This is a genomic window from Herbaspirillum sp. SJZ106, assembly GCF_006715495.1.
Lineage (GTDB): Bacteria > Pseudomonadota > Gammaproteobacteria > Burkholderiales > Burkholderiaceae_D > Herbaspirillum.
Genome location: NZ_VFNI01000004.1, coordinates 153,043 through 166,797, shown reverse-complemented (window position 1 = coordinate 166,797; position 13,755 = coordinate 153,043). Strand labels below are relative to the sequence as shown.

Below are 13,755 nucleotides of genomic sequence, written 5' to 3'. Positions count from 1 at the left end.
CCATGGCCGAGCACTTTCTATCGCAGGAAGAAGTCGATGCCCTATTGAAGGGCGTGACGGGAGATGAAGACGACGAAAAGACCGTCGAAGAAGCTCCCGGTACGGTACGTACCTATAACCTGGCAACGCAGGAGCGCATCGTCCGCGGGCGCATGCCCACGCTTGAAATCATCAACGAGCGTTTCGCCCGCCTGTTCCGCATCGGCCTGTTCAACTTCATCCACCGCACCGCCGAGATCTCGGTCGGCCCGGTGAAGGTGTCCAAGTACAGCGAGTTCATCCGCAACCTGGTGGTGCCGACCAACCTGAACCTGGTCCACATCAAGCCCTTCCGCGGGATCGGCCTGGTGGTGTTCGACCCGCAGTTCGTGTTCATGCTGGTGGACAACATGTTCGGCGGCGACGGCCGCTTCCATACCCGCATCGAAGGCCGCGAATTCACGCCCACCGAGCAGCGCATCATCATGCGCGTGCTGGAAATCACCTTCGAGACCTATTCCAAGTCCTGGGAACCGATCTATCCGATCGAATTCGAATTCATCCGCTCGGAAATGAACACCCAGTTCGCCAACATCGCCACGCCCAACGAAGTGGTCGTGGCCACCACCTTCACCATCGAGCTGGGCCCGGTCAGCGGAGAAATCCACATCTGCACGCCCTACTCGATGATCGAACCGGTGCGCGACCGCCTCACCAGCAGCATGCAGGGCGAGGCGCTGGAAGTCGACAAGCGCTGGATCCGCCTGATGAAGCAGCAGATCCAGACCGCCGAAGTCGAACTGATCGTCAATTTCGGCACCGCCCGCGTTACCTTTACCGACCTGCTCAACATGAAGGTCGGCGATGTGATCCCGCTGCAAACCGCGCAGACCGTCAATGCACAGGTCGATGGCGTGCCAGTGATGGAATGCAGCTACGGCCAGTTCAATGGCCAATACGCCCTGCGCGTCGAAAAGCTGCTTTCCATCACCCAAAATGAACCACCGGAAAGCTTTCAAGGAGAGTAGCAATGGCTGATGAGAACGTAGAAGGTCAAACCGCGGCGGAGGATGATCCGTGGGGCGCGGCCATGGCCGAACAGACGCAAGCCGAGGCAGAGCAGAAAAAAGGCCAGATGGAAGACGAACAAGGCATCGCCGCCCAGCCGGCGGCTGCCACCGTGTTCAAAGACCTGAGCTCGAGCGACATCCAGACCAACACGCCTAACGACATCGATTTCATCCTCGACATCCCGGTTCAGCTGACAGTCGAACTGGGCCGCACCAAGATCGCCATCAAGAACCTGCTGCAACTGGCGCAAGGCTCGGTGGTCGAGCTTGACGGCATGGCCGGCGAACCGATGGACGTGCTGGTCAACGGCTGCCTGATCGCCCAGGGCGAAGTGGTGGTGGTCAACGACAAATTCGGCATCCGCCTGACCGACATCATCACGCCGGCAGAACGCATCCGCAAGCTCAACCGCTGAGCGCCGCGACCGCCATTCGATGAATCGCCTCTTCGCCACATCCCCTTCACGCAGCTCACGGCCCGCGCCATCAGCTTCCAGGCTCATGGCCGCCCTGCTCCTCCTGGGCGCCGGCTGCATGTTCCACCTCAACCTGGCCTGGGCGGACAACGCAAGCGCGTCCGCGCCGGCGGGGTCGCCCCTGTCCTCATCCGGCGGCAGCGTGCTTACCATGCTGCTCGGCCTGACTGCGGTATTGGCGCTGATGGCCGGCATCGCCTGGCTGTTCAAGCGTTTCGGCCTGGCGCAGAACCAGGCCGGCAATGCCGCGGCCAAGGTGATCGGCGGCGTCAGCGTAGGCACGCGCGAGCGCGTGATGGTGATCGAGGTGGGCGACCAGTGGATCGTGGTCGGCGTCGCCCCCGGCCGCGTCAATGCGCTGGCCACCATGCCGCGCCAGGAAAACGTGGCGGCCCAGTCCGCCAAAACAAACGGGCCGGCATTTTCTTCCTGGCTGCGGCACACCATGGACAAACGTAACAGCGACCCCGCCAGCGGCGGTCGCGCAGGCAATGATGGCAGCACAACCTAACCCGCAAGGGACCCGCTTCGGACACGCTTCCCGACTTCGCCCATGGACCGCCGGCGCGGCATCGCTGCTGCGCTCCGGCCGTTTCTGGCTGCTCCTCCTGCTGTGCCTGCCGCTGGCGGCATCGGCCCAGCAAGGCATCCCCGCACTGAACAGCACGCCAGCGCCTGGCGGCGGCACGAATTACACGCTGCCGATCCAGACGATGCTGCTGCTGACATCGCTGTCGTTCATTCCGGCGGCGCTGCTGATGATGACGTGTTTCACCCGCATCGTGATCGTGCTGTCGCTGCTGCGCCAGGCCCTGGGCACGCAATCGACGCCGCCCACCCAGGTGCTGGTGGGCTTGTCGCTGTTCCTGACCTTCTTCGTGATGGGGCCGGTGTTCGACCGCATCTACACCGACGCCTACCAGCCCTTTTCGGAAAACAAGATCCAGATGATGGAGGCGCTCGACAAAGGCGCCGCGCCGCTCAAGGAGTTCATGCTCAAGCAGACCCGCCAGTCCGACCTGGCGCTGTACGTCAAGCTCTCGCGCGGCCCCGAGCTGCAAGGGCCGGAAGACGTGCCGCTGCGCCTCCTGATCCCGGCCTTCGTCACCAGCGAGCTCAAGACCGCGTTCCAGATCGGCTTTGCCATCTTCATCCCTTTCCTCATCATCGACATGGTGGTGGCCAGTATCCTGATGTCCATGGGGATGATGATGATGTCGCCGGCCATCGTTTCGCTGCCGTTCAAACTGATGCTGTTCGTGCTGGTCGACGGTTGGCAATTGTTGATCGGCTCCCTTGCCCAAAGTTTTTATTAGAGGGCGCCATGACCAGCTTCACCATCACCCCCTCCGGAGAGCCAGATGACTCCTGAAAGCGTCATGAGCATGGGCCGCCAGGCCATGGAAGTCACCCTGATGATCGCCGCGCCGATGCTGCTGACGGCGCTCATCATCGGCTTGCTGGTCAGCATTTTCCAGGCTGCCACCCAGATCAACGAACAGACCCTGTCGTTCATTCCCAAGCTGGTCGGCGTGTTCCTGGCGCTCATCATCGCCGGCCCGTGGATCCTCACCGTCATACTGGACTACATGCGCACCATGTTCAGCGGCATCCCCGCCATGGTCCAATAAGGCCGCGCAGCGCGCGTCCATCCTCCTTTGCAGGCCGGCATCTCAGCCGGCCCGCGGCACAGCGTCAGATGATCAATTTCACCAGCCAGCAACTCTATACGTGGATCGCCATGTTCATCTGGCCGACTACCCGTATCCTGGGCCTGCTGGCGATCGCACCGCCGTTCGGCAGCGCCAGCGTCCCCATGCTGGTCAAGGTGATGCTGGGAATCGCGATCGCGCTGGTGATCGCCCCCGACGTGCCGGTGCCGTCCGCGCTGGACCCGATGTCGATGGGCGGCTTGCTGATCCTGGCCCAGCAACTGGTCATCGGCCTGTCCATGGGCTTTGCCATGCGTATCGTGTTCGCCGCCGTCGAAGCCGCGGGCGAACTCACCAGCGCCACCATGGGCCTGTCCTTCGCCGCCTTCTTCGATCCGCAGACCCAGGGCCGCACCTCGGTGGTCAGCCAGGTGTATTCGCTGCTGGCGACCATGGTGTTCCTGAGCCTGAACGGCCACCTGATCCTGCTCTCGGTCATGGCAGACAGTTTCCATACCCTGCCCATCGGCGCCCAGCCGATCACCGCCGAAGGCTTCCACAGCCTGGCCCTGTGGGGCGCGCGGGTGTTCAGCATGGGGCTGCAATTGTCGCTGCCGCTGCTCATCGCGCTGCTGATCACCAACTTTGCGCTGGGCATCCTGACGCGCGCGGCGCCGCAGCTGAACCTGTTCGGCATCGGTTTTTCGATCACCATGCTGGCCGGCTTCATCCTGATCGGCATGGGCCTGCCTTACATGCTCACGCCGCTGCAGCACTTCCTCTCCGACGGTATCGAAATGGTGCGCCTGCTGGGCAGCGTGCCGCCTATCGGCGCCGCCCCCAAACCCTGACCCCAGGTGCCCGGCCGCACCGGCCCAGCAGGCTGTAATCCCGCTGGCCACGCCGTATCCGTTGCGCCATTTGACACTCCCTCCCCTCGCCGGAAAGTGCCAACCTGATTCAGGACGGGTCGCCGGAATGAAAAAAGGCGAACATCGTTCGCCTTTTTCTTTTCTTGCGCCTGCGCACCCGATGCGCGCGATGCCGCTTCTCGCTTCTTACTTCAGGTAGTTCAGCAACGTCAGGCTACTGGTCGACACGAACACCTTTTGCGCCGCCGCCAGGTAAGTCTGCTTCAGCGTCAAATCGCTGATCAGTTCAGACATGTCGGAGGTATTGCGGCCCAGCAGGTCGTTGATCGTCGCCGTGTAGTTCACATTCTTGGTCTCGCCAGCGGCGTCCAGGCTGTCGAGTTCATTCTGGCGCGCGCCGACCGATGCGGTGGCGGTGCCGACGTTGTTGATCATGCCGTCGAATTGCGTATTGAACTTGGCCAGCTGCTTCGTCAGGTAAGCCTGGCTGCCGGTCACCGGAGTGCGCGCCGCCTCGGCGGCGTCGGCCTTGAGCTTGGCGGCGGCAGCAGCGGAAAAATTAGCGGCATATGCTGGATCATTGGGATCGGTCGCATCCAGCGTCGCCTGCGCGGTCTTGTAAGCCTGGATCGGAAACTGCCCCGAGCCGGCCGGATATTCAAAGGTATTGGCCGCCGTTTCGTCAGCCTGGTTGGCGGCCTCGGTCACCGGCATCGACAACACGTTGATCAGGTTGTTCATGGTCTGGAAGATATCCTGGCCATTGCCCTGGAAGATGGATTGCCCGGAAGTGCTGATCTCCATCTGGCGCGACGAATCGACCTGCAAGCTCATCGCGCCCTGGTCGCCGTTGTACACCGCGTTGCCGTTGCCATCCAGCGTGAACGGCTGGGTGGTGCTCTTGAAGCCGGAGAACAGATAATTGCCCTGGCCATCGGTGACATTGGCATAGCCCAGCACTTCCTGGAAGTTGCCCTTGAGCTCGGCGGCCAGGTTGGTGCGTTCGGCATTGCTGAACGACTGGTTGCCAGCCTTGATCACGTCCGACTTCAGCTTGGTCAGCATGTCGGTGAAGCTGGAGAGCGTACTGGCAACCTGCGCCAGCGAACTGTTGGCGTTCTGGCGGTTGATCTTGTACTGGGCGTTGAGATCCTGGCTCTGCTTCAAGTCCAGCGCGCGGGCGGATGCTACCGGGTCGTCCGACGGCACCAATACCTTCTGGCCGGCCGAGACCTGCTGGTTCAGCTTGAGGAGCTGGCTTTGCATGTTTGTCAGATCGTTATTGCTCATCTGATACAACATCTGGGTACTGATACGCATGTCGGTATTCCTTCAAATCCTCGATCAATTACCCAACGTGAACAGCACGTTGAGCATATCGCTGGCCGCCTGGATGATCTTGGCCGCAGCCTGGTACTGCTGCTGGTTCTTGATCATGTTGGCCAGTTCCTCATCCTGGTTGACGCCGGACTCGGATTGCTGTTCCGCCGTAATCGATGCCAGACGCGCCTTCTCGGCGGTGTTGGTCACGTTGATTTCGTTGGTCTTGTTGCCAATGGTGGCCACCAGTTGCGAATACGAGCCCTGATAGGTGGTATTGCCGATGGTGTTCTTGGTCTGCAAGCCTGCCAGCAACAGCGCGTTACGGTTGTCGGCGGTGCCGTTGGTATTGGGCGAGATGGTGAACTGGTCGCCGTTGGCCGGTTGCCCGCTGATGGCGAACGTCATGCCGCCGAAGGTATAGGAATCGCCGGGGACATACGGCAAGGAGGTCGCGCCGCCGGCGATGGGCGTAGTCGTGCCATCCTTGTGGGTAATGACGCCGCCGGCCGCCGGCACCGCCGGGGAAATCGCAAAACCGACCGGCGCGGTGGTCGAATAGGTCATCTTCACCGGCGCGGTCAGCGGCGATGCCAGATAACTGGAGTCGACCGAGCCGGCGCTGATGGAGGCCGTTCCCTTGTTGCCCGCCACCGGCGCGAAATTGAAATTGTCGCCGGTAGCCGGCGTGCCCGACAGCGTGAAACTGACCCCGCCGCTGCTCAGGGTCGAGCCCGGGACATAATCGAATGCCGTACCCGCCGCTACCGTGGACGATGTGCCGTCGGGGGCGGTGACGATGATGGATGGCGCGGGAGTCACCCCCGCCCAAGTGCCGGTAAGTTGCAGTTGACCGCCGCCACCGGTAGTGACGGCAAAACCCAGTGTCGAGCCTTGCACGAACACCGAGGTATCCAGCGCCGTGTTGGATGTGACGCCGCTGCCGGTATTGCCGGCCGTCGTCAGGCCTACGCTGCTGGCGGCATTGCCGCCGGTGACGATGGGCGCCGCAGCCGCGATCAATTGGGTATTGTTCAGCGCCAGCGACAGTTGCGCGGCGCCATCGACGGTGGGCTTGATCCTGAAGCTGTCGCCAGCGGCCATGGTCACCCCGGAATATGACACTCCATCCACCACCGGCGCCGGCACGGCAGCCGGGTTGATCACGGTCTGGGTATTGTCGGACAAGCGGGTGACGGTGTAGTTGGTGCCGTCATAAGACAGCGTGTAGTCGCTGGTCGTCAGCGCCGAGGCGTTGGTAATGGTCGCCGTCATGGACGCGGTGGCGCTATTGGTCGACTTGCCCGACACCGCCGGCTTGGCGATGTTGAAAAAGTCGGTGCCGGCCACGCCGTTCTGGTCCAGGCCCAGCTTTTGCTGGTCGTTGAAGGTGGAACCGAGGATGGTGGCGATGCGGCCCAGGGAATTCTGCGCCGGGTCGAGCGTTTCCGTGCGGTATTTGAGCAAACCGCCCAGGCTGCCGCCGTCGTAGAAGAAACTGTCGGGAATGATGGCGGTTTTACCGCCGGCCACCGGATAGCCGATCTGCAGGCGCGAGACGTCATCCACCGAAGGCGTGGCCACCAGCGTGGTCACCTGGTCGCCCATCACCAGCGGCTGGCCGGAACCGATGAACACGCTGACCGCGCCGCTGTCCTGCGGCACGATGCTGACCTTGACATACTTGTTGATCTCGGCGATCACCTGGTCGCGCTGGTCCAGCAGGTCGTTCGGCGCCTGGCCGCCGCCGGCGCCTTGCGCCTTGACGATGGCCTTGTTGAGCTCGGACAGCTGGGCTGCATACGAGTTGACCGTGCTCACAGTCGAAGTGATCTGGTTATTGACGCTGGTGCGGCTTTGCGCCATCTGGTCGTTCAGGCTCTGGAAGCGCGCCACCAGGGTGGAAGCCATCGACAGCACGGATTGGCGCGAGGCATCGGTATTCGGATTGGAGGCCAGGTTCTGGACAGCCTTGAAGAAATCCTGCAGCGCGGGCGACAAGCCGGCGTCACTGTCGGCCAGCAAGTTGTCGAGCTGGGAGATCTGCGAATAGTAGGAGTCCAGCGAACTGGCCGTGGTCTGCGATGCCAGCTGCTGCTTGACCAGGAAATCGTTATAGACGCGCTTGATCTCGGCAACCTGGGTACCCTGCCCGACAAAGCCATAACCATAGTTGATGCCGCCGGCCGTGCTTTGCACGACAACCTGGCGGTTGTAGCCGGGGGTGGTCGCATTCGAGATGTTGTGGCTGGTCGTGGCTTGCGCCGCCATCGCTGCCTGCAACGCGCTCTGACCGATGCTAAAGATATTGGTTGCCATGCTGGATCTTCTTTAACGGAATAACCAAGTCTACGGCACGCTTTACAAAAACTTTAGATCGGGCCGTCCGTTTTTGTTGCCGGACGGCACCCGATCGGCATTGTACGCGTGCTAAAAACCTGTATTCACCATGCCATCGGGCCATCGAACCACTCCCGATAAGCGTATGAGCCGGTTCTTATGCCGACAAGGATTGGCGGATGATGCGGGAGAGCTTCTCGGCATAGTGCGGATCGGTCGCGTAACCTGCGCGTTGCAGGCCATAGGCGAATCCGTGCGCGTCTTGCGCACTGGCGAGCACCTTCTCGTAACGCGGGTTACTGCGCAGCAAATTGGCGTAGTCGCGGAAAGCGTCGGCATACGAATCGTAAGCACGGAATTTTTCCACGCGCTTTTGCGGCTTGCCGTTGATGTATTCGATCGTGGTCGCTTCGACAACCTTGCCCTTCCAATTGCCGGTGGCCTTGATGCCGAACAGGTTGTGCGCCGAGCGCCCGTCGCGGGAGATGATTTCCTTTTTGCCCCAGCCGGTTTCCAGCGCCGCCTGGGCCAGCATGAACTTGGCCGGAATGCCGGTCATGCGGCTGGCTATTTCGGCATCTGCCTGCAGGCGACTCTGGAAGGCCTCGACGTGGGCGGGCTTGTTGGAACGGCGCTTGTTGCGCCCCTGCCCGTCGCGGTCGGCGCCATCGGCGGCTTGTTGGCTGGCAAAGCTCTGGACGAACCTGGCACGGTCGGCCTCGCTCATGTCCTTGGCCAGCGGGATGTTCATCGGCAAACCGTCGTCCAGTTGCTGTTGCTCCAGGTCTTGCGCATCCGGCAACTTCTTCGGCAATGCGGCCGACAGCTGGCGCGTGAGCACATCGGCCAGGCCGATGCCGCGCTGCGCCAGGTTCTGGCTCATCTGCTGGTCCAGCATGGAGGTGAACATCTTGGTCTGTTCGTTATCGAACGGGCCATTCTGCGGCGTGGCGTCGCGCATGCTTTTCATCATCATGTTCAGGAACAGCGCCTCGAACTGCTTGGCCGCGCCCTTGATCGCCTCCGGCGAATTTCCATTCTGCCGCGCCGCCTCGCGCAGGCTGTTCAGCCCATTCGCATCGACAGCCAGATTGTCGGTCGGATTGGATGGGTTGATCTTGTTGAGCATGAAGTACCTTGATTGGCGATCAGTTATCTGTTGGCAAAGCCGAGTGCGGCTTCGTCCTTGCTGCCTTGTTGCATCAGCGCCGTCCTGGCGATCAAATCACTTCAAGCTCGGCGCGCAGCGAACCGGCCGCCTTCATGGCTTGCAAGATCGCCAGCAGATCCTGCGGCGTCGCTCCGATGGCGTTGAGCGCCTTGACCACATCGGCCAGCGAAGCGCCGCCCTTGAGCAGCATGACCTTGCCGGGCTCCTTGTTGATCGAGATCTGCGCGTTCTGGACGCCTGCGGTCTGCCCGCCTGCAAAAGCGTTGGGCTGGCTCACCGCATTGTCGGCCTGGATCACCACCGACAGGTTGCCGTGCGACACTGCGCAAGTCTCCAGCATCACGCTCTGGTTCATCACCACCGAGCCGGTGCGGGCGTTCAGGATGACCTTGGCCGACAGCTTGCCGGGCGTCACATCGATGTTTTCCAGCGCGCCCAGGAAGGCCACGCGGTCGCCGCTGGAAATCGGCGCGCGCACGCGGATCACCCGTCCGTCCTGCGCCACCGCGGTATCCGAACCGAAACGCTTGTTGAGCGCATCCACCACGCGGCTGGCGGTGGAAAAGTCGTTGTCGTTGAGCTCCAGCATGACCACGTCCCCGCCGCCCAGCGCGCTGGGAACCGCGCGCTCCACGGTGGCCCCGCCCGAGATGCGCCCGGCGCTCAGATGGTTGATGGTGGTACTGCTGCCCGCGGCCGAGGCGCCCGCACCGCCGACCACGACGTTGCCCTGGGCGATTGCGTAGATCTGGCCGTCGGCGCCTTTCAGGGGCGCCATCAGCAACGTGCCGCCGCGGATGCTCTTGGCGTTGCCGATGGAAGAAACCGTGACGTCGATCAGTTGCCCCGGCTGCGCAAAGGCCGGCAAGGTCGCCGTCACCATTGCCGCCGCCACGTTCTTCAACTGCATGTTGTTGCTGGTGCCGGTCGGCACGTTCACGCCCAGCTGCTGCAGCATGCTGATCACGCTTTGCACGGTAAACGGGGTCTGGGTGGTCTGGTCGCCGCTACCGTCAAGGCCGACCACGAGACCGTAGCCGACCAGCTGGTTCTGGCGCACGCCCTGGATGCTGGCAAGATCCTTGAGGCGCTCGGCATGCGCCGGCATGGCTGCGGCCACGCACAGCCCCGCCGCAACGGCCAGCAGCCCCTTGCGAACCAGGTTAACAGCGGAAAACCTTTCCACGAACATGACAAAACCCCACATCAGAAAGGAGACACGCTAAAGAAGAAACGTCCCAGCGACGACATGAACTCCGCCATGTCGACGCGGGTATTGGTGCGGTATTCGACCTTGGCGTCGGACACCACGGTCGAGGAAACGGTATTGCCGGTCTGGATATTGTCCGGACTCACGGTGCCCGAAAAGCGTACGTATTCCACTCCCTTGTCGAGGGCCACCTGCTTTTCCCCGCTCACCACCAGGTTGCCGTTGGGGAGCACCTCCGTGACGGTCACGCCGATGGTGCCGGTAAAGGTATTGCTGGAGCTGACTGCCCCCTTGTCTTCAAACTTGTTGGAAGACGTGCCGCTGGCCGACAGTTCCTTGATGGTGGTGCCGAAGATGGTCGGTGCCGGCGATGCGACCGTGCCGGTCTTGCTGGCCGAACTGCCGGCGGTCTTGCCTGCGCTGGTTCTTTCATTGATCACAATGGTCAGCGTATCGCCCACCAGGCGCGCACGGCGGTCTTCCAGCAACGGCCGATAGACTGCCGACTGGAAGATCGCGCCGGACGTGGCTGGCGCATACGACGCTGGCTGGGGGCGCGCCGTCATCGGCCCCTTGACGATCGATTCGGGCACGGTGTTGCAGCCGGCGACGGCAAATGTGCCCACTACGGCGGCGAACTTCAGCAAGCGATTCATATTTGCCTCTTCCTTCTTCAAACTGCTAACTACCCATTCAACTGCGTGACGATTACAACTGCGAAATCTTGGCCAGCATCTGATCCGAGGTGGTGATCGCCTTGCTGTTGATTTCATAGGCACGCTGGGTCTGGATCATGTTGACCAGTTCTTCCACCACGTTGACGTTCGAGGTTTCCACATAGCCTTGCCACAGCGCGCCGGCGCCATTGGTGCCCGGCGTATTGGGGTTGGGCGTGCCCGATGCGGAGGTTTCCACATACAGGTTCTCGCCGCGGCTTTCCAGGCCGGCCGGGTTGATGAAGGTCGCCACCTGGATGGTGCCGATCTGCGTGCTGGCAGTCGAACCGGCCTGCATGATCGAGACGGTGCCGTCGCGGCCGACCGACAGCTTGGTGGTATTGAGGGGAATGGTGATCGGCGGCTGCAATGTGTAGCCGCTGGAGGTCACCAGCTGGCCCTGGTTGTCGGTCTGGAAGGAGCCGTCGCGGGTATAGGCGGTGGTGCCGTCCGGCAGCAGGATCTGGAAGAAACCCGCGCCCTGGATGGCCAGGTCCTTGTCGTTGTTGGTCTGGTTGACGTTGCCCTGCGTGAAGATGCGCTCGGTCGCCACCGGACGCACGCCGGTACCGATCTGCAAACCCGACGGCAGCTGGGTCTGTTGCGACGATTGCGCGCCGGGCTGGCGCACGGTCTGGTACAGCAGGTCTTCGAACACGGCGCGCGAACGCTTGAAACCGTTGGTGCTGACGTTGGCCAGGTTGTTCGAAATCACGTCCAGCTGCGTCTGCTGCGCATCCAGGCCAGTCTTGGAAATCCAAAGGGAACGAATCATTTATTTCTCCGGTAATCGGCGATTACACCGAGGCAATCAGGATAGTCAGGTCAAGGACAGGATCTGGGTCGCCTTGGTCGCATCGCTTTCGGCGGTCTGGATCATCTTCATGTTCATCTCGAACTGGCGCGAGAGGTTGATCATATTGACCATCGCCTCCACCACGTTCACGTTGCTGCCTTCCAGCGCGCCGCTGGCCAGCCGCACATTGGCATCGGGCTGGGCGGCGCCGCCGTTGATGGTGCGGAACATGCCGTCGTCGCCGCGCTTGAGGTTCTTGTCGTCAGGATTGACCAGCTTGATGCGGCCCAGGATGTTGACCGCATTCGGAATGCCGTCGGTCGGGATGGTGGACACGGTGCCGTCGGCAGCGATCGCCACCGTCACATCGGGCGGGATGGTGATCGGGCCGCCGTCGCCCAGCACAGGCTGTCCGGACTGGGTCTGCAGGATACCGTTCTCGGTGGTCTTGAAGCTGCCGTTGCGGGTATAGGCCTCGCCGCCATCGGCCGTTTGCACGGCGATCCAGCCGCGGCCCTGCACCGCTACGTCGAGCGCGCGGCCGGTGTCCTGGATCGGGCCTTGCGAGAAATCGTTGCCCGCCGTGGAGTCCACCACGAAGGCGCGCGTGGGCAAGCCGTCGCCCACCACCGGCGCCGAACGGAACGTATTGAGCTGGGCGCGAAAACCCGTGGTGGTGGCATTGGCCAGGTTGTTGCTGGCGGTGGCCTGTTGCTCGAGCGTGTGCTTGGCGCCCGACATCGCTGTGTAGACCAGACGATCCATAGAACCCCTCTGCGCGGCAAAGCCTGGCTCTGCCGCTGATTGAAACCGGCCGCCGGCGCGGCCGGCGGCTGTGAAGCATATGCGCCCCGGAAGGCGCGCCCATCACCCGATCAGCGCATGCTGACCAGGGTCTGCAAGACGGTATCCTGCACCTTGATGGTTTGCGAGTTGGCCTGGTAGACGCGCTGGGCCACGATCATGTTGACCAGTTCGGCGGTCAGGTCGACGTTGGAGTCTTCCACCGCGCGCGATTGCAACGTGCCGAAGCTGCCGCTCGTAGGCGTACCGACCAGCGGGGAGCCGGCTTCTGCAGTTGCCTGGTACAGGTTGTTGCCGATCGGCTGCAAGCCGTTCGGGTTGGCAAAATTCACCAGGACCACCTGCCCCAGAGTCTTGGTTTGCTGGTTGCTGTAGGAGCCGATGATGCTGCCATCCTTGGCGATCGAGAAGCTCGAGAGCGTACCCGGCATCATGCCATCCTGGCTTTGCGCCAGGTTGACGAAAGCCGAACCGGTCTGGGTCGAACCGGTGTACGACAAAGCGATGGTTCCCGGGAAGGTGCCGCCAGCCTTGGTGTAATTGGTCATGTCCAGCGTCATGCCGGTGGTCGCGGTCATCGCGCCGGTAGAGTCGAAGGTCATCGTGCCGATGGCCAAGGGAGCCGGCGGCGTTGCGCCGTTGGTCACGGTTGTGCCGTCGATGGTCGCGTAAATATCCCAGGTGGTGGTCGGCGGGGTGCCTGTGGTCGCATTCTTCACATAGTAAGTCTGCACGCTGTACGGATTGCCGAGGCTGTCGTACATCGTCACACCGGTCGAGTTATTGTACGAATTCGGCTGGGCCGGATCGAAAGGGGTCACGGTCGGCACGCTCTGGCGCGAATCCAGGTTCACCTTGGTGCTGACTTTGGTGGTAGCCGTGGCCGGCATCGCCGAGGTATCGATCTTCAGCGCGACCGGGTCGCCGCCGGACACGCCTGCGGCATACCCCATCAGGTAAGCCCCATTCATGCTTGGATTGATGATGTAGCCGTTCTTGTCCAGTTCAAACTGGCCATTGCGGCCATACATCGGCGCCTTGCTGTCCGGGCTGGATGCCAGTTGGAAAAATCCGTCGCCGTTGATGGCGATGTCCAGCGGATTGTTCGTCGTGGAGATATTGCCCTGAGTAAACGCCTGAGCCACATTGGCCACCATCACACCGATACCTACCGGCGAATTGCCGGAACGGTTCATCGAATTGGCGTACATGTCGGCGAACTGCGCCTGCGCTTCCTTGAAGCCGACGGTGCTGGCGTTGGCCACGTTATTACCGATGACATCCAGGCTCTTTGCCGCGCCGTTCAGTCCGCTCAAACCTTGTTGAAAACCCATTTGTTGCTCCCTGTC

At 62.1% G+C, this 13,755-nt stretch carries 14 protein-coding genes; 6 read left to right on the top strand and 8 right to left on the bottom strand.

Going from position 1 to position 13,755, the window contains the following annotated elements:
• The first annotated feature begins 2 nt into the window (after positions 1 to 2).
• From fliM to fliR, 6 genes are all read left to right on the top strand, one after another.
• Positions 3 to 1,007 (top strand): flagellar motor switch protein FliM, encoded by a 1,005-nt coding sequence (gene fliM / locus FB598_RS13905; protein ID WP_141915718.1) that lies wholly within the window; start codon positions 3 to 5, stop codon positions 1,005 to 1,007.
• Positions 1,008 to 1,009: 2 nt separating this feature from the next.
• Positions 1,010 to 1,465 carry a flagellar motor switch protein FliN gene (gene fliN, locus FB598_RS13900; RefSeq protein ID WP_141915720.1) on the top strand — a complete coding sequence of 152 codons (456 nt, stop codon included), beginning with the start codon at positions 1,010 to 1,012 and terminating at the stop codon, positions 1,463 to 1,465.
• 85 nt (positions 1,466 to 1,550) lie between these two features.
• Entirely contained in the window at positions 1,551 to 2,036 is a 486-nt protein-coding gene (gene fliO, locus FB598_RS13895) for a flagellar biosynthetic protein FliO (protein WP_141915722.1), read from the top strand.
• Complete coding sequence (gene fliP / locus FB598_RS13890; RefSeq protein ID WP_370454701.1) at positions 2,020 to 2,841, top strand: flagellar type III secretion system pore protein FliP; 822 nt, start codon at positions 2,020 to 2,022, stop codon at positions 2,839 to 2,841. Before fliO ends, fliP begins: the two co-directional genes overlap by 17 nt.
• Before the next feature lie 45 nt (positions 2,842 to 2,886).
• Positions 2,887 to 3,156, top strand: coding sequence for a flagellar biosynthesis protein FliQ (fliQ, locus tag FB598_RS13885; protein ID WP_141915724.1), 270 nt, complete (start codon positions 2,887 to 2,889; stop codon positions 3,154 to 3,156).
• Between the two features lie 68 nt (positions 3,157 to 3,224).
• Positions 3,225 to 4,028, top strand: a complete 804-nt coding sequence (gene fliR / locus FB598_RS13880; RefSeq protein WP_141915725.1) for a flagellar biosynthetic protein FliR — start codon at positions 3,225 to 3,227, stop codon at positions 4,026 to 4,028.
• 207 nt (positions 4,029 to 4,235) lie between these two features.
• Here the strand turns inward: fliR and flgL are convergent, their stop codons facing one another.
• The 8 genes from flgL to flgE all read right to left on the bottom strand — a co-directional run bounded on the left by flgL (position 4,236) and on the right by flgE (position 13,740).
• Positions 4,236 to 5,369 (bottom strand): flagellar hook-associated protein FlgL, encoded by a 1,134-nt coding sequence (flgL, locus tag FB598_RS13875; RefSeq protein ID WP_141915728.1) that lies wholly within the window; start codon positions 5,367 to 5,369, stop codon positions 4,236 to 4,238.
• A gap of 24 nt (positions 5,370 to 5,393) precedes the next feature.
• Positions 5,394 to 7,688, bottom strand: a complete 2,295-nt coding sequence (gene flgK, locus FB598_RS13870; RefSeq protein ID WP_141915730.1) for a flagellar hook-associated protein FlgK — start codon at positions 7,686 to 7,688, stop codon at positions 5,394 to 5,396.
• Between the two features lie 178 nt (positions 7,689 to 7,866).
• The gene (gene flgJ / locus FB598_RS13865) at positions 7,867 to 8,838 is read right to left on the bottom strand and encodes a flagellar assembly peptidoglycan hydrolase FlgJ (RefSeq protein WP_141915732.1); all 972 of its coding nucleotides are present in this window, start codon (positions 8,836 to 8,838) and stop codon (positions 7,867 to 7,869) included.
• Positions 8,839 to 8,929: 91 nt separating this feature from the next.
• Entirely contained in the window at positions 8,930 to 9,988 is a 1,059-nt protein-coding gene (locus tag FB598_RS13860) for a flagellar basal body P-ring protein FlgI (protein ID WP_255464040.1), read from the bottom strand.
• A 98-nt stretch (positions 9,989 to 10,086) separates the two neighbouring features.
• Complete coding sequence (locus tag FB598_RS13855) at positions 10,087 to 10,746, bottom strand: flagellar basal body L-ring protein FlgH (protein ID WP_141915736.1); 660 nt, start codon at positions 10,744 to 10,746, stop codon at positions 10,087 to 10,089.
• Positions 10,747 to 10,798: 52 nt separating this feature from the next.
• Positions 10,799 to 11,581, bottom strand: coding sequence for a flagellar basal-body rod protein FlgG (gene flgG / locus FB598_RS13850; protein WP_141915738.1), 783 nt, complete (start codon positions 11,579 to 11,581; stop codon positions 10,799 to 10,801).
• A gap of 45 nt (positions 11,582 to 11,626) precedes the next feature.
• On the bottom strand, positions 11,627 to 12,367 hold the full coding sequence (gene flgF, locus FB598_RS13845; RefSeq protein ID WP_141915740.1) for a flagellar basal-body rod protein FlgF: 741 nt from the start codon (positions 12,365 to 12,367) through the stop codon (positions 11,627 to 11,629).
• A gap of 110 nt (positions 12,368 to 12,477) precedes the next feature.
• A complete protein-coding gene (gene flgE, locus FB598_RS13840; protein ID WP_141915742.1) occupies positions 12,478 to 13,740 on the bottom strand; it encodes a flagellar hook protein FlgE in 1,263 nt (420 codons plus the stop codon).
• Positions 13,741 to 13,755: the final 15 nt, after the last annotated feature.

Excerpts from the sequence above, each read along its gene's own strand:
- fliM (WP_141915718.1), top strand. The coding sequence starts at position 3 with ATGGCCGAGCACTTTCTATCGCAGGAAGAAGTCGATGCCCTATTGAAG.
- fliN (WP_141915720.1), top strand. The coding sequence starts at position 1,010 with ATGGCTGATGAGAACGTAGAAGGTCAAACCGCGGCGGAGGATGATCCG.
- fliO (WP_141915722.1), top strand. The coding sequence starts at position 1,551 with ATGGCCGCCCTGCTCCTCCTGGGCGCCGGCTGCATGTTCCACCTCAAC.
- fliP (WP_370454701.1), top strand. The coding sequence starts at position 2,020 with ATGGCAGCACAACCTAACCCGCAAGGGACCCGCTTCGGACACGCTTCC.
- fliQ (WP_141915724.1), top strand. The coding sequence starts at position 2,887 with ATGACTCCTGAAAGCGTCATGAGCATGGGCCGCCAGGCCATGGAAGTC.
- fliR (WP_141915725.1), top strand. The coding sequence starts at position 3,225 with ATGATCAATTTCACCAGCCAGCAACTCTATACGTGGATCGCCATGTTC.
- flgL (WP_141915728.1), bottom strand. The coding sequence starts at position 5,369 with ATGCGTATCAGTACCCAGATGTTGTATCAGATGAGCAATAACGATCTG.
- flgK (WP_141915730.1), bottom strand. The coding sequence starts at position 7,688 with ATGGCAACCAATATCTTTAGCATCGGTCAGAGCGCGTTGCAGGCAGCG.
- flgJ (WP_141915732.1), bottom strand. The coding sequence starts at position 8,838 with ATGCTCAACAAGATCAACCCATCCAATCCGACCGACAATCTGGCTGTC.
- FB598_RS13860 (WP_255464040.1), bottom strand. The coding sequence starts at position 9,988 with ATGCCGGCGCATGCCGAGCGCCTCAAGGATCTTGCCAGCATCCAGGGC.
- FB598_RS13855 (WP_141915736.1), bottom strand. The coding sequence starts at position 10,746 with ATGAATCGCTTGCTGAAGTTCGCCGCCGTAGTGGGCACATTTGCCGTC.
- flgG (WP_141915738.1), bottom strand. The coding sequence starts at position 11,581 with ATGATTCGTTCCCTTTGGATTTCCAAGACTGGCCTGGATGCGCAGCAG.
- flgF (WP_141915740.1), bottom strand. The coding sequence starts at position 12,367 with ATGGATCGTCTGGTCTACACAGCGATGTCGGGCGCCAAGCACACGCTC.
- flgE (WP_141915742.1), bottom strand. The coding sequence starts at position 13,740 with ATGGGTTTTCAACAAGGTTTGAGCGGACTGAACGGCGCGGCAAAGAGC.